The 18366-nt window shown below is 65.8% G+C and carries 15 protein-coding genes; 5 read left to right on the top strand and 10 right to left on the bottom strand.

The window, feature by feature from the left end:
* Window positions 1-62 precede the first annotated feature (62 nt).
* The gene (locus IP86_RS08925) at window positions 63-512 is read right to left on the bottom strand and encodes a cyclic nucleotide-binding domain-containing protein (protein ID WP_054162167.1); all 450 of its coding nucleotides are present in this window, start codon (window positions 510-512) and stop codon (window positions 63-65) included.
* Window positions 513-589: 77 nt separating this feature from the next.
* Entirely contained in the window at window positions 590-1276 is a 687-nt protein-coding gene (locus IP86_RS08920; protein ID WP_054162166.1) for a response regulator transcription factor, read from the bottom strand.
* A gap of 187 nt (window positions 1277-1463) precedes the next feature.
* Here IP86_RS08920 and IP86_RS08915 point away from each other — a divergent pair, with 187 nt between their 5' ends.
* Complete coding sequence (locus tag IP86_RS08915) at window positions 1464-2006, top strand: L,D-transpeptidase family protein (RefSeq protein ID WP_054162165.1); 543 nt, start codon at window positions 1464-1466, stop codon at window positions 2004-2006.
* A gap of 171 nt (window positions 2007-2177) precedes the next feature.
* On the opposite strand, the gene IP86_RS08910 is transcribed toward IP86_RS08915, so the two are convergent.
* Window positions 2178-2843: a YggS family pyridoxal phosphate-dependent enzyme gene (locus IP86_RS08910; RefSeq protein ID WP_054162164.1), complete on the bottom strand. Its 666-nt coding sequence runs from the start codon at window positions 2841-2843 to the stop codon at window positions 2178-2180.
* A 175-nt stretch (window positions 2844-3018) separates the two neighbouring features.
* Between IP86_RS08910 and IP86_RS08905 the strand changes: the two genes are divergently transcribed.
* The 4 genes from IP86_RS08905 to holA all read left to right on the top strand — a co-directional run bounded on the left by IP86_RS08905 (window position 3019) and on the right by holA (window position 9112).
* Complete coding sequence (locus IP86_RS08905; protein ID WP_054162163.1) at window positions 3019-4695, top strand: diguanylate cyclase domain-containing protein; 1677 nt, start codon at window positions 3019-3021, stop codon at window positions 4693-4695.
* Between the two features lie 169 nt (window positions 4696-4864).
* Entirely contained in the window at window positions 4865-7489 is a 2625-nt protein-coding gene (gene leuS / locus IP86_RS08900; RefSeq protein WP_054162162.1) for a leucine--tRNA ligase, read from the top strand.
* The gene (gene lptE, locus IP86_RS08895) at window positions 7476-8036 is read left to right on the top strand and encodes an LPS assembly lipoprotein LptE (protein WP_054162161.1); all 561 of its coding nucleotides are present in this window, start codon (window positions 7476-7478) and stop codon (window positions 8034-8036) included. The genes leuS and lptE overlap by 14 nt, the downstream gene beginning before the upstream one ends.
* 47 nt (window positions 8037-8083) lie before the next feature.
* Complete coding sequence (gene holA, locus IP86_RS08890) at window positions 8084-9112, top strand: DNA polymerase III subunit delta (RefSeq protein WP_054162160.1); 1029 nt, start codon at window positions 8084-8086, stop codon at window positions 9110-9112.
* A gap of 397 nt (window positions 9113-9509) precedes the next feature.
* Here the strand turns inward: holA and IP86_RS08885 are convergent, their stop codons facing one another.
* The 7 genes from IP86_RS08885 to hemJ all read right to left on the bottom strand — a co-directional run bounded on the left by IP86_RS08885 (window position 9510) and on the right by hemJ (window position 17980).
* Window positions 9510-10400, bottom strand: coding sequence for a ParB/RepB/Spo0J family partition protein (locus IP86_RS08885; RefSeq protein WP_054162159.1), 891 nt, complete (start codon window positions 10398-10400; stop codon window positions 9510-9512).
* Between the two features lie 238 nt (window positions 10401-10638).
* Window positions 10639-11493 (bottom strand): ParA family protein, encoded by an 855-nt coding sequence (locus IP86_RS08880; RefSeq protein WP_054162158.1) that lies wholly within the window; start codon window positions 11491-11493, stop codon window positions 10639-10641.
* Window positions 11480-12190, bottom strand: a complete 711-nt coding sequence (gene rsmG, locus IP86_RS08875; RefSeq protein WP_054162157.1) for a 16S rRNA (guanine(527)-N(7))-methyltransferase RsmG — start codon at window positions 12188-12190, stop codon at window positions 11480-11482. The genes IP86_RS08880 and rsmG overlap by 14 nt, the downstream gene beginning before the upstream one ends.
* Before the next feature lie 421 nt (window positions 12191-12611).
* A complete protein-coding gene (mnmG, locus tag IP86_RS08870) occupies window positions 12612-14486 on the bottom strand; it encodes a tRNA uridine-5-carboxymethylaminomethyl(34) synthesis enzyme MnmG (protein ID WP_054162156.1) in 1875 nt (624 codons plus the stop codon).
* Window positions 14487-14600: 114 nt separating this feature from the next.
* Window positions 14601-15911 carry a tRNA uridine-5-carboxymethylaminomethyl(34) synthesis GTPase MnmE gene (gene mnmE, locus IP86_RS08865; RefSeq protein WP_054162155.1) on the bottom strand — a complete coding sequence of 437 codons (1311 nt, stop codon included), beginning with the start codon at window positions 15909-15911 and terminating at the stop codon, window positions 14601-14603.
* Window positions 15912-16007: 96 nt separating this feature from the next.
* On the bottom strand, window positions 16008-17273 hold the full coding sequence (gene rho / locus IP86_RS08860) for a transcription termination factor Rho (RefSeq protein ID WP_054162154.1): 1266 nt from the start codon (window positions 17271-17273) through the stop codon (window positions 16008-16010).
* Window positions 17274-17539: 266 nt separating this feature from the next.
* Window positions 17540-17980, bottom strand: coding sequence for a protoporphyrinogen oxidase HemJ (gene hemJ, locus IP86_RS08855; RefSeq protein ID WP_054162153.1), 441 nt, complete (start codon window positions 17978-17980; stop codon window positions 17540-17542).
* Window positions 17981-18366: the final 386 nt, after the last annotated feature.

Raw genomic sequence — 18366 nt, 5'->3', positions numbered from 1 at the left:
ACCCCGGCCCTCTCCCGCAAGCGGGAGAGGGGGAAGAGATCTCGCCGCGATGCGTTCGCTTGCTACGAACTCAGCTTGGCGCCGGCGATCAGGATGTCGCTGGCGATCTGACTGGTGCGGATCGCGAATTCGTCGCGCAGACGGCGGGCGGCGGGCGGGTCGCTTTCCAGCACGCGCTGGAACAGGCTGCGGGCGATCCGGATCACCGACGAGTACTCCAGCGCCACCGCGCTCGACGGCCGCGGCATCGGCAGCACCAGCGCCAGCTCGCCGATCAGGTCGCCGGGTCGCGCAATCAGTTCGTACGGGCCACCGTCGGACGATGTCAGCTGGAACGATCCGGTCTGCACCACATAGCCGGCGTCCGACGCGTCGCCGGCATTGAACAGCACGTCGCCGCGCGCGTAGTCGCGCTGCTCGGAACCGATCGCAAGCATGCGCAGCGACGTGTCGCCCAACAGCCGCAGCGTCGGGACACGTTCAAGCAGCGCAACATCATCTTCGATCGACATCAGGGACCGGTCAGAAAACGGGACGCGCCAAACGCTCGATCAGCGAACGCTTGGCGTCGATTCGGCCCCTATTGGTATCACGGCACGAGTTTGTAGCCACCGGCCTCAGTCACCAGAATCTCCGGATTGGCGGCATCTTTCTCGATCTTTTGGCGAAGTCGGTAAATGTGAGTCTCGAGCGTGTGGGTGGTCACGCCCGAATTGTAGCCCCACACTTCCTGCAGCAGCGTCTCGCGCGACACCGCCGATTGTCCGGCGCGGTACAGGAAACGCAGGATCGCGGTTTCCTTTTCGGTGAGCCGCACCTTCTTGGCATTGGCGCCGGTCAGCATCTTGGAGCCGGGGCGGAAGCTGTAGGGACCGACGGTGAACACCGCGTCCTCGCTGGCCTCGTGCTGGCGCAGCTGAGCGCGGATCCGGGCCAGCAGCACGGCGAAGCGGAACGGCTTGGCGACGTAGTCGTTGGCGCCACTCTCGAGGCCGAGGATGGTATCAGAGTCCGTATCATGGCCGGTCAGCATGATGATCGGCGCCTTGAAGCCGCCCTTGCGGAGGCTGCGCACCACCTCGCGGCCGTCGGTGTCGGGCAGGCCGACATCCATCAGCACCAGGTCGGGGGCATTGGCCTTCGCGGACTGCACGCCCTTGGCACCGGTGTCGACCGCCGAGGCCTCGAATTCCTCGTGCAGCGACAGCTGTTCGACCAGCGCATCGCGCAGATCGGTGTCGTCATCCACGATCAGGATCTTGCGGGCGTTCGGCATGGTCGATGTCCTTCGGTCTTGCAGGCAGCTCCGCCGATGCGGGCCGATGCCTTCCAAATCACGCGCGATTGTATCGCAGAACAGCAAATAGGGATCGCTCCCGCTGAATTGAACAGCGCTATGCTAAATTTGCCGGTTCGCGGAGCCTCGATACGGACCTGGGTCTTCTAATAATGAATACAGATCAATGACTTATTTGAAATCCGCCTCCCCGTTGTCGACCATCCGGGTTCAGACCGCGGCCGGTCAGCGCAGCCGCGGCTGGCTGACGGCGGCGGGCCTGACCATTCCGGTCGCGCTCGGCCGCGGCGGCATTCTGGCCAACAAGCGCGAGGGCGACGGCGGCACGCCGCGCGGCACGTTTCGGCCGCTGCGGCTGTGGTGGCGGGCCGACCGCTCGCCGCGGCCGCGCACCTTGCTGCCGGTCCGTCCGATCACGGCCGAAGATGCGTGGTGCGAGGATCCCACCAGCCGGCACTACAACCGCCCGCTCCGCCGCGGCGCGGGCGAAGCCGGCGACCGGCTGCAGCGCGCCGATCACCTCTACGATTTCATCATCGAGATCGACCACAACACGACGCCGCGCATCTCGGGCCGCGGCAGCGCCGTGTTCCTGCATCTGGCCCGCGACAATTTCGGCCCGACCGCCGGCTGCATCGCCATGACCCGCCCCAATCTGCTGCGCCTGCTGGCGCGGATCGGGCCGAAGACGAAGATCGTGATCGGGTAAGGTGGCGCCAGCCGGAGCCGCGGGGCCGTCAGCGCCCCGCTATGCACTCCCCGTCACCACCCGCGAAAGCGGGTGGCCCAGTATCCCAGAGCACTCGTTGTTCAACTCAGACGCTCTGGAATATGGGGTCGCCCGGTCAAGCCGGGCGATGACCACCGGGAATGTGGCCTCCTACCGATGCCCGAAAATCGCCGAGCCGACGCGAACATGGGTGGCGCCGAATTCGATCGCGGTGGCGAAGTCGGCGCTCATGCCCATCGACAGTTTGGACAGGCTGTTGCGCTTGGCGATCTTGGCGCACAGCGCAAAGTGCGGCGCCGGGGCCTCGTCGACCGGCGGGATGCACATCAGGCCGGCGATGCTCAGACCCCATTGGTCGCGGCAGGCCGCGATGAAACCGTCAGCCTCCTGCGGCGCGACGCCGGCCTTTTGCGGCTCCTCGCCGGTGTTGACCTGAACGAACAGTTCGACCGAGCGTCCGGAGACCGGCAGCGCCTTGCCGAGCGCTTCGGCGAGGCTCGGACGGTCGACCGAATGGATCGCGTCGAACAGCGCGACGGCTTCCTTGACCTTGTTGGATTGCAGCGGACCGATCAGATGCAGCGTCGTGCCCGGATGGGCGGCGATCAGCGGCGGCCACTTGGCCTTGGCTTCCTGCACGCGGTTTTCGCCGAACACCCGCTGCCCGGCGGCCAGCACCGGTTCGATGGCCGCGGCGTCGAACGTCTTCGACACCGCGATCAGCGTGACCGAATCCCGCTCCCGGCGCGCCTCGCGGCACGCCTGCGCAACCTCCCGCTCGACCGCCGCGAGCCCCTCGACTGCCGACCCGCTCATCGGACCACCGCGCCCCCGAGGCCCCCCGCCCTGCAGCCGGGACGGGCGACCTTCCACACGAAATAGGTGTCATCTTCAATCAAGGGTGGCGCCTTCGCTCAAATTGTAACGAGTTGGAGGAAGGGTTCTTGAACCCTTCGACCTAGGGTGTTTGCGGGGGTTTGAAGGGGCAACGATGTCACGCATCGCCATCATTCGCAAGAAAGCGAAGCTCAGGGGGCTGCTTGGGATCCGTGCAAGGCTGGTGATTCTGGCCCTGATCCTGGTTTGCCCGATGATGCTCGATCGGGTGCGGCTGCTCGAGCACACCCGCGCCACCCAGGTCGCGGCGGTCGCCAACAACGTCGCGACCCTGGCGCAGCGCGCCGCCGATGCCCAGCGCGAGGTGATTTCCTCGGTCGAAGCGGTGCTGAAATCGGCCGCCTATATCCACGCCGGCGCATCGCAGATCGGCCGCGGCTGCAGCATCCTGCGCGCCAGCCTGCGGGTCGACCTGCCGTCGGTGCGGATGCTTTCGGTGGCCGATGGCAACGGCATCATCCACTGCTCGACGTCTTCGATGTTCGTCGGCGCCGACGTCAGCCAGCGGGCGTATTTCCGCAAGGCGATCGAGATCCACGATTTCGTCGTCAGCGATTTCGTGGTCGGCGCGCAGAGCGGCAAGGGCACGATCCTGGCGGCCTATCCGGTGTCGGCGGTGGATGCGAGCGAAGAGGCGGTGCTGATCGCCGGCATCAATCTCGACTGGCTGTCCGACATCATGACCAATCTGGCCGGCCATGCCGGACTGAGCGTCGCGCTGATCGACGGCGAAGGCACCGTGCTGGCGGCCTCCCCCAACCAGCGCAGCCGGATCGGCCACAAGCTCGACGACGCCCCGCTGAAATTCGCGCTCGGCGCCGACCCGCGCGACCGCGAACTGGCGACGGCGCATGACGACGACGGCCGATTGCTCGCCGTGTCGCGGATTTCCGGCACCAATGCCCGGCTGGTGACGACGCTCGACGAGAGCGTCGTGTCCGCCGCGATCAATCAGGAAATCCGGACCGCCTATCTGGAGCTCGGGCTGGTCTGCCTGATCGCCCTGCTCGGCGCGCTGATCGCAGCCGAACGGCTGATCGTGAAACCGATTTCGGTGCTGACCTCGACGGCCCGCCAGTTCGCCCATGGCGACTGGTCGGCGCGCGCCAACCGCGCCCAGCTGCCCTCGGAATTTCAGCCGCTGGCACGCGCCTTCAACGCCATGGCGGCACAGCTCGGCCAGCGCGAACGCGAGCTGGTGGCGACCAACAACAGCCTGGCCGTGATGGCGTCGATGGACCTGCTGAGCGGCCTCGCCAATCGCCGCGGCTTCCAGAGCCGGCTCGATTTCGAGTGGATGCGCGCCGTACAGAACGGCCACGGCGTGGCGCTGCTGATGCTCGATGTCGACCACTTCAAGATGTTCAACGACAGCTACGGCCATCCCGAGGGCGACGCCTGTCTGTCGCGAATCGGCGAGGCCCTGGCCGGCGTCGCCAACGACACCGGCGGATTTGCCGCACGCTACGGCGGCGAGGAATTCTGCCTGCTGCTGCCGGAAAGCGACGCCACCGTCGCCGCGACCGTGGGCGAGATGGTCCGCGCCACCATCGAACGGCTGGCGCTGCCGCACCGGACCAGCGTCTTCCAGCGCGTCACCATCAGCGTCGGCGTCGCCGCGGCCTTGCCGACCGACGGCAACGCCCCGAGCGAGCTGGTCGAGGCCGCCGACGCCGCGCTGTACGCCGCCAAGCATCGCGGTCGCAACACCGTGGTCGAACACGGCATCATGCGAATCGCCGACCCGGTGTCGATGGCCATCGCGAGCTGAAGCCGGTACGCCGGGCACCTGCGCCATCCCATTGACCGGGCGCCGTGTTTCATGGCCTATTCCGCGCGCCTCGCGCGCGAATTTTCCCCGAGCCCGCACCGGTTTGCGACCTCATTCGCGCTTCCATCCGTCCTGAACAGCGCTCGAACCGGCCGCCCGACTGATCTCCATGAGCAACGAACGTTACAACGCCCGCGAATCCGAGCCGAAATGGCAGGCGAAATGGGACGAGGCGAAGATCTTCGCCACGCAGAACGACGACCCGCGCCCAAAGTATTACGTGCTCGAGATGTTCCCGTACCCGTCGGGGCGCATCCACATGGGCCACGTCCGCAACTACACCATGGGCGACGTGGTGGCGCGGACGATGCGGGCGCGCGGCTACAACGTGCTGCATCCGATGGGCTGGGACGCGTTCGGCCTGCCGGCCGAGAATGCGGCGATCGAGCGCAAGGTCGCGCCCAAGGCGTGGACCTACGACAATATCGCGGCGATGAAGAAGCAGCTCCAGACCATGGGGCTGTCGCTCGATTGGGCGCGTGAATTCGCGACCTGCGACCCGCGCTACTACAAGCACCAGCAGAAAATGTTTCTGGACTTCCTGAAGGCGGGACTCGCCGAACGGGAGACCCGCAAGCTCAATTGGGACCCGGTCGACATGACCGTGCTGGCCAACGAGCAGGTGATCGACGGCCGCGGCTGGCGCTCGGGCGCCGTCGTCGAGCTGCGCGAGATGAACCAGTGGGTGTTCAAGATCACCAAGTACTCCCAGGAGCTCCTGGACGCGCTGGAGACGCTCGACCGCTGGCCCGACAAGGTGCGGCTGATGCAGCGCAACTGGATCGGCCGCAGCGAAGGCCTGCTGGTCCGGTTCGCGCTCGATCCCACGACGACACCGGCCGGCGAGACCGAGCTGAAGATCTTCACCACGCGGCCCGATACGCTGTTCGGCGCCAAGTTCATGGCGATCGCGGCGGATCATCCGCTGGCGCAGGCGGCTGCGGCGAACAACCCGCAGATCGCGGCCTTCGTCGAGGACTGCAAGAGGCGCGGCACCGCGCAGGCCGAGATCGACACCGCCGAGAAGCAGGGCATCGACACCGGCATCCGCGCCGTGCATCCGTTCGACCCGAACTGGCAGATCCCGGTCTATGTGGCCAACTTCGTGCTGATGGAATACGGCACCGGCGCGATCTTCGGTTGCCCGGCGCACGATCAGCGCGACCTCGACTTCGTCAACAAGTACCAGCTCGGCAACACGCCGGTGGTCTGTCCCGAAGGTCAGGACCCGGCCAGCTTCGTCATCACCGACGAGGCCTATGACGGCGACGGCCGCATGATCAATTCACGCTTCCTCGACGGCATGACGATCGCCGACGCCAAGGAAGAAGTCGCCAAGCGGCTGGAGACGGCGCAGCTCGGCGGCGCGCCGGTCGGCGAGCGCAAGGTCAACTTCCGCCTGCGCGACTGGGGTATCTCGCGTCAGCGCTATTGGGGCTGCCCGATCCCGGTGATCCATTGCGAGGTGTGCGGCGTCGTGCCGGTGCCCGACAAGGACCTGCCGGTCGAATTGCCGGAGGACGTCTCGTTCGACAAGCCCGGCAACGCGCTCGATCACGATCCGACTTGGAAGCACGTCGCCTGCCCGCAATGCGGGGCTAAGGCGCTGCGCGAAACCGACACGATGGATACGTTCGTCGATTCATCCTGGTACTTCGCGCGCTTCACCGATCCGTGGAACGAGACCGCGCCGACCACGCCCGACGTCGTCAACCGCATGCTGCCGGTCGATCAGTATATCGGCGGCGTCGAGCACGCGATTCTGCATCTGCTCTACAGCCGCTTCTTCACCCGGGCCATGAAGGCGACCGGTCACGTCGCGCTGGACGAGCCATTCAAGGGCATGTTCACCCAGGGCATGGTGGTGCACGAGACCTATCGGACCGCCGACGGCCACTTCGCCTCGCCGGCGGAGATCTCGATCACGATCGAGGGTGATTCGCGGAAGGCGACGCTGCTCGACGGCGGCACGCCGGTCGAGATCGGCCCGATCGAGAAGATGTCGAAGTCCAAGCGCAACACCGTCGACCCCGACGAGATCATCGGCACCTATGGGGCCGATACCGCGCGCTGGTTCATGCTGTCGGACTCGCCGCCCGATCGCGACGTGATCTGGAGCGAGGAAGGCGTGAAGGGCGCGTCGCGCTTCGTGCAGCGGTTGTGGCGGATGGTGAACGATGCCGCCGAGATCGCCCGTTCGGCCCCGGCGGCGCGGCCCGAGAGCTTCGGCGCCGAGGCGCTGGCGGTGCGCAAAGCGGCGCATGGCGCGCTGGACAAGGTGCTGTCCGGCATCGAGCGGCTGGCGTTCAACGTCAGCCTCGCTCACATCCGCGAATTCTCCAACGGGCTCGGCGACGTCCTGGCCAAGGCCGGCACGCCGACGCCGGACCTGGCCTGGGCGATTCGTGAGGCCACCGTCATCCTGGTGCAGCTGTTCCATCCGATGATGCCGCACCTCGCCGAGGAATGCTGGGCGGTGCTCGGGCAGCCGGGCCTGGTGTCCGAGGCCGAGTGGCCGCAGATCGAGCGCGATCTGCTGGTCGAGGACAGCATCACGTTGCCAGTGCAGGTCAATGGCAAGAAGCGCGCCGAGGTCACGGTGCCCCGGGCTGCCGCGACCGCAGAAATTGAGGCTGCCGTTTTGGCCCTCGATGCGGTAAGACAAGCGCTGGACGGCAAGCCCGTCCGCAAGGTGATCGTGGTTCCGCAGAGGATCGTGAATGTCGTCGGTTAGGCCCGCTGTGGCGAAAGTGGTCGCGAGGCTGGCACTTGCGGCGGTGCTGACGGCGCCGCTCGCCGCCTGCTTTCAGCCGATGTACGCCGATCGCGGCGACGGATCGCCGACGCTGCGCGACAAGATCTCCGCCGTCGAGGTCCCGCCGCTCAAGCTGCCGAACGGCTCGCGCAACGCCCGAATCGGCGTCGAAATCCGCAATGCGCTGATGTTCAAGATGTACGGCGCCGCCACCGGCGCGCCGCCGCTGTACAGCCTGGCGCTCAACATCAACACGCAGCGGTCGTCGCTGATCGTCGATCCCAACACTGCGCTGCCGACGATCGAGAATTACGGCATCGACGCCAGCTACCGGCTCACCGAGATCGCGACCGGCAAGGTCGTGCTGACCGGCAACACCTTCTCGCGCGTCGAATACGACGTGCCGGGACAGACCCAGCGATTCGCCCGCACCCGCGCCGGCCGCGACGCCGAGGACCGGGCTTCGCAGGAAATCGCCGAGAACATCAACACCCGGCTCGCCTCGTTCTTCTACGCCGGCATGTGAGACGGGCCATGCGCGGCCTTCGCGTCGCTGCGTCGGGTTGATTCGTCATGGTCGCGCTGCGTGGACGAGACGCCACCGCCTTCATCACCCGCCCCGACCCGGCGCGGCCGATCGTTCTGCTGTACGGCCCGGATGCCGGCCTGGTGCGTGAACGCGCCGACGCGCTGATCGCTTCCGCGCTCGACGATCCCAAGGATCCGTTCGCCCTGGTGCGCCTCGACGGCGACGAGCTCGCCGCCGAGCCGTCGCGGCTGGTCGACGAGGCGCTGGCGATCCCGATGTTCGGCGGCCGCCGCGCGATTCGTGTGCGCGCCGGCTCGCGCAGTTTCGTCGCCGGCGTCGAAGCACTCGCCGCAACGCCGCCGAAGGAATGCCGCATCGTCATCGAGGCGGGCGACATCAAGCCCGACAACGCGCTGCGCAAAGCCTGCGAGAAAGCGCCGAGCGCGGTGGCGATCGGCTGCTATCCGGACGCAGAAGCCGACCTCGCCAAGCTGATCGACGACGAACTGCGGGCCTCCAATCTGCAGATCGGCCGCGACGCTCGCGCGGTGCTGATGACGCTGCTCGGCGGCGACCGCCAGGCCTCGCGCAACGAAGTGCGCAAGCTCACGCTCTACGCCCATGGCCAAGGTGAGATCACGCTCGACGACGTCATGGCGTGTGTCTCCGACGCGTCCGACCTCAAGCTCGACGTCATCGTCGACGCGGCGTTTTCGGGCAAGCCGCAGATTGTCGAGAGTGAATTCGCCAAGGCGATGGTGGCCGGCACCTATCCGGGCCAGATCATCCTGGCGGCGCAGCGTCACGCCGCATTCCTGCACAAGACCAGCCTGACGGTCGAGGGCGGAACGCCGGCCGCGACCGCGCTCGACAGCGGCTTTCCGCGGCTGCACTTCTCGCGCAAGACCGCGGCCGAAACCGCGCTGCGCAATCTATCCCCGGCCCGCTTGGCGCAGATCATCGATCAGCTCGCCGTCGCCGCACTTGATACACGCCGCCAGGCCACCCTCGGCGCCGCCATCGCCCAGCGCACGCTGCTGTCGATCGCGGTGAGCGCGCGGCGACGGAGTTAGTTCGGGAAAGTGGTTCGGGAAAGTGGTTCGGGAAAGTGGTTCGGTGAATGCAGGCGGGGCAAAGGCGTGAAGCGCTGTGCCCACGCGCGCATTGCGCGCTAATCTCCGCCGCAGGACGCGTGGGCACGCTTCGCTTTGCTCACGCGACGTACTGGGCGCAGCGAAGGCCACGCACGAACCTCGCGAGACAACTACCCTCTCGTTCGTCATTCCGGGGCGCGCGTAGCGCGAGCCCGGAATCCATAATCCCTGTGCCCAGGATTTAAGAACAGAGCCGTCGCCATCGTGCTCACATGAAAGACTTGTGAGTATGGATTCCGGGTTCGCGCAGCTACGCTGCGCGCCCCGGAATGACAAACGATAGATCGCCGTTCAAGGCGTCAACTAACAACGTGAACTAACCGCCCGCTTCGAGCCTGCGGATGATGTCGTCGAGCTGGTCGAGATCGGCGTAGCGGATCTGGACTGTGCCGGCGCCGTCGTGATCGTCGATCGTCAGCTTCATGCCGAGCGCGTCGGAGACGCGCTTTTCCAGTGCGATCGTATCGGTGTCCTTCGCCGGCTTGGCGCTCGCGGCGGCGCGCGGCTTCTGCGGCTTGCGTTCGGGCACGCCCTCTTCGTGCGCGAGCGCTTCGGTCTGCCGGACGTTGAGGCCTTCGGCGACGATGCGCTTGGCCGCGGCCGACGGATCGGGCACGCCGATCAGCGCGCGGGCGTGGCCCATGCTGAGATCGCCGGCGGCGATCAGCGCCTGCACGTCCTCGGGCAGCTTGGTCAGCCGCATCATGTTGGCGACGTGGCTGCGGCTCTTGCCGACGATCTTGGCGATCTCGTCCTGGCTGCGCTTGAAGTCGTTGGCGAGCGCGTGATAGCCGAGCGCCTCTTCGAGCGGATTGAGATCCTCGCGCTGCACGTTCTCGACGATGGCGATTTCAAGCGCGAGTGCGTCCGACACCTCGACCGGCACGATCGGCACTTCGTGCAGCCCGGCGCGCTGCGCCGCGCGCCAGCGCCGCTCGCCGGCGATGATCTCGAAGCGATCGTTGGCGCCCTTCACGGGCCGCACCACGATCGGCTGGATCACGCCGTGCTGCTTGATCGAATCCGACAGCTCGCTCAGTTCGGCGTCGGTGAAGTTGCGGCGCGGGTTGCGCGGATTGGCCTTGATGAATTCAATCGGCACCTTGCGCTGACCGCGCGGCCGTTCGACATGCGCGGCCTCGCCGCCGACATCTCCGATCAGGCTCGCCAGCCCCCGCCCCAGTCGCGAACGGTGCTCGTCGGCCATCGCCAGCTCCCTTGGATTCACGTCGCTACTCCGCACAGATGAAACGAGACTTGTTAGTTAGATTGCCGTCATTGCGAGGAACGCAGCGACGAAGCAATCCAGTCCGGTGCTCGGCGCTTCTGGATTGCTTCGCGGAGCCTGTGCCCGGACGGCGCGAAGCGCCGATCCGGGTGCTCGCAATGACGAGACACTGGCGTGGACACACTTCGCTGTGCCCACGCTTCGAAAGACGGCGCGCTCAATGCGTCGTGCGGAGTTCGCGTTCGCGCTGGATCACTTCGGTGGCGAGCTTGAGATAGGCTTCGCTGCCGACGCATTTCAGATCGTAGACCAGCACCGGCTTGCCGTAGCTCGGCGCTTCCGAGATGCGGACGTTGCGCGGGATCATGGTGTCGTAGACCTTCTTGCCCATGAACTGGCGCACGTCGGCGACCACCTGGCTCGACAGATTGTTACGGCTGTCGAACATCGTCAGCACGATGCCGTGGATGGTGAGCTCCGGGTTCAGCGTCGAGCGCACCTGCTCGACTGTCTGCAGCAGCTGCGACAGACCTTCGAGCGCGAAGAACTCGCACTGCAGCGGCACCAGGATCGCATCGGCGGCCGCCATCGCGTTCACGGTGAGCAGGTTCAGCGACGGCGGGCAGTCGATCAGCACGTAGGTGTAGTCGAGCGGCGGATCGATGTCCTTGTTGAGCATCCCGATCGCGTCGCGCAGCCGGAACGCGCGGTCGCGCGAATGGCCGAGTTCGAGCTCGAGGCCGGACAGGTCCATGGTCGAAGCGGCGATATGCAGCCGCGGCACTGCGGTCGCCACCACGGCGTCGCGCAGCGGCGCCTCGCCGGCCAGCACGTCGTAGGTCGAGGTGTTGCGGTCGCGGCGATCGATGCCGAGACCGGTCGAGGCGTTGCCCTGCGGATCGAGATCGACGATCAGCACCCGCTCGCCGATCGCGGCCAGCGCGGTGCCGAGATTGATGGCGGTGGTGGTTTTCCCCACCCCGCCCTTCTGGTTGGCGAGCGCGATGATGCGCGGACGTCCGGGCTCGGTCACGGCCCTATCCCCTTGATAGATTTCATCAATGATGGTCATGCGCGGATTCTTTGCTGACGGCGGTGAGAACCTGTCGGTCGATCCGATCGAGGTCGACCACCCAACCCTGACCGCCTGTCAGGCTCGCGTGGAGACGCGGCTCGATCTTCCAATACTTGGTAGCTTCCGTCAATTCCGCCTCTACATCTTGGCCCTTCAAAAACAGCGCTCGCGTGCCGGGGGCCATCAGGGGTTTGGCGAAACCGATGAGCTGGTGTAGCGGAGCCACCGCGCGCGCGGTGATGCAATCCAGCGCCTTCGGAAATCTATCCACATTATCCCCGATGTCCGCGAGGATCACTGTGCCTGGCGAGCCGGTCACACGGAGCGCCTCGCGCAGAAACGCGGCCTTCTTGGCGATCCGCTCGACCAGCGTGACATGACCCCCGACCTCGGCCATGGCACAAGCGAGCACGATGCCCGGGAAGCCGCCGCCGCTGCCAAAGTCGAGCCAGCGCCGCGCCTCTGGGGCGATGGTCAGAAGCTGCAGGGAGTCGGCGACATGCCGGGTCCACAGCTGGGGCAGGGTCGATGGGGCGACGAGGTTGGTCTTGGCCTGCCACTGCCGCAGCAGATCGAGATAGGCCTCCAGCCTCTGCTCTGTTTCACGTGAAACAGGAGTGAGGTCGAGCGCGGCGGCCTTGTCGGCATGATCCGACCCGGTAGAAGGCATCGTTGATTGAGTGCGGGTGGCCATCGGCCCGTGAGCTCCTGCTGTGCGGATCTACAAATAAGGTGCCGGCGTGATTCCGGCTACGTCTAGATGGAGAAGCGCACTGCCTGGGTCGCCCTCACCCCACCCCTCTCCCGCAAGCGGGAGAGGGAGCGCGCCGGCAATCGCGGAAGGTGCCTAGCTTGATCGAAAGGGTGGTCCAGCCTTCGGGATGGCGAGTGGCTGGCATTTGACGACAAAGCGATCCGGACAGCCTTTGAAATGTCCGACCGCGCGGATGTGGAGTGCGATCGTCAACAAGAGCACGGCCTGCTCCCTCTCCCGCTTGCGGGAGAGGGTTGGGGTGAGGGCGACGCGGGTGGCTGCCTCTCTATTGTTGGCTAGATAGTGTGACCTTGTTTCACGTGAAACACGGCGAGGCCGGATGCGTTTCACGTGAAACAAGCTATGGAGCCGCCACCACCCGGGGTTTCCGCGCCTCACGCCGGATGTAGGCAGCGAGAATGCCCAACGCCGCCGGCGTGATGCCGTCGAGGCGGCTCGCCTGTCCGACGGTGTGGGGGCGATGTCGTCCCAGGCGGGTGCGGGCCTCGTTCGACAGGCCGGGGACCGCCGCATAGTCGATCTCGACCAGCGACAGGCTTTCATCGCGGCGGAAAGCTTCGACGTCGGCTTTCTGCCGCTCCAGATAGACGTCGTATTTGGCGTCGATCTCGACATGCGTGGCGATGGTGGGCGAAACGGCGCCCAGCTCCGGCCAGATCGCCCTCACCTGCTCCCAGCCGATCTCCGGATAGGACAAGAGGTCGAACGCCGAGCGGCGTTGGCCGTCGCGATTGAGCGCCAGCCCGTGCCGGGCGGCTTCGTTTGGCGTGATCGACAGCGACCGCGCCAGCGCCTTGGCTTCGGCCAGCGCCGCCATCTTGGTCCGGTGAAACGCCGCCCTCTCCGTCCCGACGCAGCCGAGCGCAAGACCACGGTCGGTGAGGCGCTGGTCGGCGTTGTCGGCGCGCAGCGTCAGGCGATATTCGGCGCGCGAGGTAAACATCCGGTACGGCTCGGTGATGCCGCGGGTCACCAGATCGTCGATCATCACCCCGAGATAGCCGTCGGCCCGGTCGAACACCGCCAGATCGCCGCCGCCGGCAAGCAGCGCCGCATTCAGGCCGGCGACCAGCCCCTGCGCGGCGGCTTCTTCATAGCCGGTGGTGCCGTTGATCTGGCCGGCCAGAAACAGCCCGCGCAGCCGCTTGGTTTGCAGCGTCGGCTCCAGCTCGCGCGGATCGACGTGGTCGTATTCGATCGCATAGCCCGGGCGGATCATCTCGGTCCGCTCCAGCCCCGGAATGGTCTTGAGGATTGCCCGCTGCACCTCTTCGGGCAGCGAGGTCGAGATGCCATTGGGGTAGACGGTCGGATCGTCGAGCCCTTCGGGCTCCAGGAAGATCTGGTGGCCGTCGCGATCGCCGAACTTGACGATCTTGTCCTCGATCGACGGGCAGTAGCGCGGCCCGGTCGACTGGATCTGCCCCGAATACATCGGCGAGCGGTGCACATTGGCGCGGATCACCGCGTGGGTCGCCGGCATGGTCCGGGTGATGCCGCATTCGATCTGCGGTGTCGTAATCGCGGCAGTCAGCACCGAGAACGGCTCGGGCGGATCATCGCCCGGCTGCATCTCGACCGCGCCCCAATCAATGGTCCGGCCATCGAGCCGCGGCGGCGTCCCGGTCTTGAGCCGGCCGAGCTTGAAGCCGAGCGCCTCGAATGAGGCCGACAGGCCGAGCGCCGGCGCCTCCTCGATCCGGCCGGCAGGCCAACTCTGTTCGCCAAGATGGATCAGGCCGCGCAAAAAGGTGCCGGTGGTGATCACCACCGCGCCGGCCGACAGCTCCCGCCCGTCGGACAGCCGAACGCCGGTGACGCGGTCGTCCGCAGACAGCAATGCATCCGCCTCGCCCTCGACGACCTCCAGATTGGGGGTTGCCCGGATCGCCGCCTGCATCGCCGCGGCGTAGAGCTTGCGGTCGGCCTGGGTCCTGGGACCGCGGACCGCCGGACCCTTGCGCCGATTGAGCATGCGAAACTGGATGCCGCCGGCATCGGCGACGCGGCCCATCAGGCCGTCAAGCGCATCGACCTCGCGGACGAGGTGGCCTTTGCCCAATCCGCCAATCGCCGGATTGCACGACATCGCTCCGACGGTCGCGAAACGGTGGGTCAGCAGTGCAGTGCGGGCACCGGTGCGCGCGGCCGCGGACGCGGCCTCACAGCCAGCATGACCGCCGCCGATAACGATGACGTCGAAAGTTGTCCACATGGCGCGGCTTCTAGCGCACAACCCGGCGGCTTTGAAGCGGTATTGCCGATCGCACGCGGAGCATGTTTCACGTGAAACATCACCGCGGAACCGAGGCTTCTTCCAAGGCGATGTCTACTTGCCTATGCAGAACCGCCCAAAAATCTCGCCGAGCACATCCTCGACATCGACCCGCCCAAGCAGGCGCCCAAGCGCGCGCGCCGCCAGACGGAGCTCCTCGGCGACTAGCTCCGGCGCAAGTCCAGAGGTTATGCTGCAGTGCAACATATCTGCAGCATGCTGCAACATCTCGCGATGGCGCTGCCGGGTGACCAGGCCCACTTCCGCCTTCCCAAAATAGTCAGCGGCGAACTGCTGCACTGCAGCAATGAGCAAAGCGACTCCCTGCCCGGTTTCGGCCGAGATCCGCAAAGAGGAAGCAGTCTCATCCTCCCCGACCAAATCCACCTTCGTCCGGACCTGCCAGACCGTTCCACTCGGGGATGCCGGCGCCCCGCCGCCGCGCCCATCGTCCAGCCACAACACCAGATCCGCCTCCGCGGCCCGAGCCAGCGCCCGGCGGATCCCTTCCTGCTCCACCGGATCGTCGCTGTCACGGATGCCCGCCGTATCGATCAGCGTCACCGGGTAGCCGCCGAGATCGAGATGCACCTCGATCACATCGCGGGTCGTCCCGGCGTAAGGCGACACGATCGCGACCTCGCGGCGCGCCAGCCTGTTCAGCAGGGTCGACTTGCCGACGTTCGGCGCACCCGCGATCGCCACCACCAGACCGTCACGTAACCGCTCACCCCGGCCGTGCGCGCCGAGCACCTCGACGATCTCGGCATGAAGTTGCGCAATGCTTCGCAGCGCCGGCGCCATCAAGTCACCCTGGACGTCGCCCTCGTCGGAGAAATCGATACCCGCCTCGATCAGCGCGGCGGCTTCGATGATCTGTGCTCGCCATCGCCGGGCCCGGTCCCCCAGCAGCCCACCGAGCTGCCGCATCGCCTGGCGGCGCTGCATCTCGGTATCGGCGTGGATCAGATCATCCAGCCCTTCGGCTTCGGTGAGATCCAGCTTGCCGTTCTCGAAGGCGCGGCGGGTGAACTCGCCAGGCTCCGCCGGCCGGACATTTGCGATCGCCGACAGCGCCGAGGTCAGTGCCGCCAGCACCGCCCGGCCGCCGTGAATATGAATCTCGGCGACGTCCTCGCCGGTCGCACTCGCCGGCGCCGGAAACCAAAGCACCACCGCGTCGTCGATCGGCTCGCCGGTCGAAGTTCGGATGGTCGCGCGACGAGCCATTCGCGGCGGCGGTATCGCACCGGCCAAGGCAGTGAGCACCGTGCCGGCTTCCGCTCCTGACACGCGCACGATCGCGATCGCCGACGGCAACAGCCCGGTCGCGAGCGCAAAGATGGTCTGGTCGTTCGGATGCATGCCCTGTCTTGCCGGGCCGCGCGATCAGGCGCAACGGCCAAACAAAAAGGGCGCCCGTTTCGGGGCGCCCTTCGGAGGGGTCGAAGGCGAGTTCGATCAGGTGTTCATCGACTCGAAGAATTCGGCATTGCTCTTGGTGTTGCGCAGCTTGTCGAGCAGGAAGTCGATCGCGTCCATGGTGCCCATCGGGTTGAGGATGCGGCGCAGCACGTACATCTTCTTCAGCACCTGCGGATCGGTGATCAGCTCTTCCTTGCGGGTGCCGGAGCGCGAGATGTCGATCGCCGGGAAGGTGCGCTTGTCCGAGACCTTGCGGTCGAGGATCAGTTCGCTGTTACCGGTGCCCTTGAACTCTTCGAAGATCACTTCGTCCATGCGCGAGCCGGTATCGACCAGCGCGGTGGCGATGATGGTGAGCGAGCCGCCCTCTTCGATATTTCGCGCGGCGCCGAAGAAGCGCTTCGGGCGCTGCAGCGCGTTGGCGTCGACACCGCCGGTCAGCACCTTGCCAGAGGACGGCACGACGGTGTTGTAGGCGCGCCCGAGGCGGGTGATCGAGTCGAGCAGGATGACGACGTCGCGGCCGTGTTCGACCAGGCGCTTGGCCTTTTCGATCACCATCTCGGCGACCTGAACGTGGCGCACCGCCGGTTCGTCGAAGGTCGACGACACCACCTCGCCCTTCACCGAGCGCTGCATGTCGGTGACTTCTTCGGGCCGCTCGTCGATCAGCAGCACGATCAGATAGCACTCGGGATGATTAGCGGTAATCGAGTGTGCGATGTTCTGCATCAGCACGGTCTTGCCGGTGCGCGGCGGCGCCACGATCAGGGCGCGCTGGCCCTTGCCGATCGGCGCCACGATGTCGATGACGCGGGCCGACAGATCTTTCCGGGTCGGATCGTCGATCTCGAGGCGGAAGCGCTCGTCCGGAAACAGTGGCGTGAGGTTGTCGAAATTGACCTTGTGCTTGGACTTCTCGGGATCCTCGAAGTTCAGCGTGTTGACCTTGAGCAGCGCGAAGTAGCGTTCGCCTTCCTTCGGGCTGCGGATATGGCCTTCGATCGTGTCTCCGGTGCGAAGCCCGAAGCGGCGGATCTGCGAGGGCGAGACATAGATGTCGTCGGGGCCGGGCAGATAGTTCGCATCCGGGGAGCGAAGGAAGCCGAAGCCGTCGGACAGAACCTCGACGACGCCTTCGCCGATGATGTCGGTTTCTTTCGCCGAGAGTTGCTTCAGGCAGGCGAACATCAGCTCCTGCTTGCGCATCGTGCTGGCGTTCTCGACCCCCAGCTCTTCCGCGAACGAGACGAGCTCGGCCGGCGTCTTGGCCTTGAGGTCTTGCAGTTTCATTTCCCGCATTGGGATAGTCCTGTGGAAAAGCGAGAGGGGAGAATCGTCAGCGGAAGTGCGGCGACTGGAAATACGGGGAGTCCGCAGGTCTTCAGGTCGACGACGTCTTGAGCAAGGAAGGTGCGAAGAGGCTTCAAACCCGATGCGGCGGCCGGCTCAAAACACAACCGGATCGCAACCACATTCGCCTGCTTAGGTGGGACAGACAAACTATAGAAAATCGCCGGAGGCTTCGCAAGGCGTTCGATAACGCTCCCTCGCCCGATTTTGTGGCATCAGAACGGCTTCACCACCACGAAGATCACCGCGCCGACCATCAGCAAAGTCGGTATCTCATTGATGATCCGATAGAATTTATGGGATCGCGTATTCCGGTCTGCGGCGAAATCGCGCACATAGCGGCCCAGCATCACGTGGATCACGGTCATCAGCACCACCGCCGCCAGCTTGGCGTGAAACCAGCCGACGACGAAATAGCCCTGCTCCCAGGCGATCACCAGGCCCGCCACCCAGGCGACCATCATGGCCGGGTTCATGATGGCGCGATACAGCCGGCGCTCCATGACCTTGAAGGTCTCGGATTGCACCGATCCGATCTCGGCCGAGCAGTGATAGACGAACAGCCGTGGCATGTAGAGCATGCCCGCCATCCACGAGATCACCGCGATCACGTGCAGCGCCTTCACCCAGAGATAGACATCTGACCAGTCGAACATGAGGGCGCCCACCGCGTGGAATTCGCGTGCCTCGTCGGAACCCGCCGTTCTCGCCACGCGTTACTCGAATGCGCGATGACGGGCTTTTCCGCAAGCTCCACCCCTCTAAACAATATTTATAGATTCTTAGGGTTTGAGTCGTAGTGACAGGGGATAGGGCCGGCACAGAAGATGTCCCGGCTTGTTCGTGCGCGATTCACATTTGCACAGATCCTGGCGATCGCTGTCCCAAGCGCGCCGGGCCTTGTGGCGTCGGCTGTTTGCGCCGTCCTGGTCGCGCATTATCAAGAGACAAATCCACATTCACCCGTTAACCTCGGCTTCATCCCGAGACACTTTCCTCACCCCGAGGCCTGTGAAGAAAACGCCGGGTTATCCCGCCCGCG

The sequence above is a fragment of the Rhodopseudomonas sp. AAP120 genome, assembly GCF_001295845.1.
In the GTDB taxonomy this organism is placed as follows: Bacteria; Pseudomonadota; Alphaproteobacteria; order Rhizobiales; family Xanthobacteraceae; genus Rhodopseudomonas.
The sequence above is the reverse complement of the archived record's forward strand: the minus strand, read 5'-3'. Positions and strand labels throughout refer to the sequence as shown.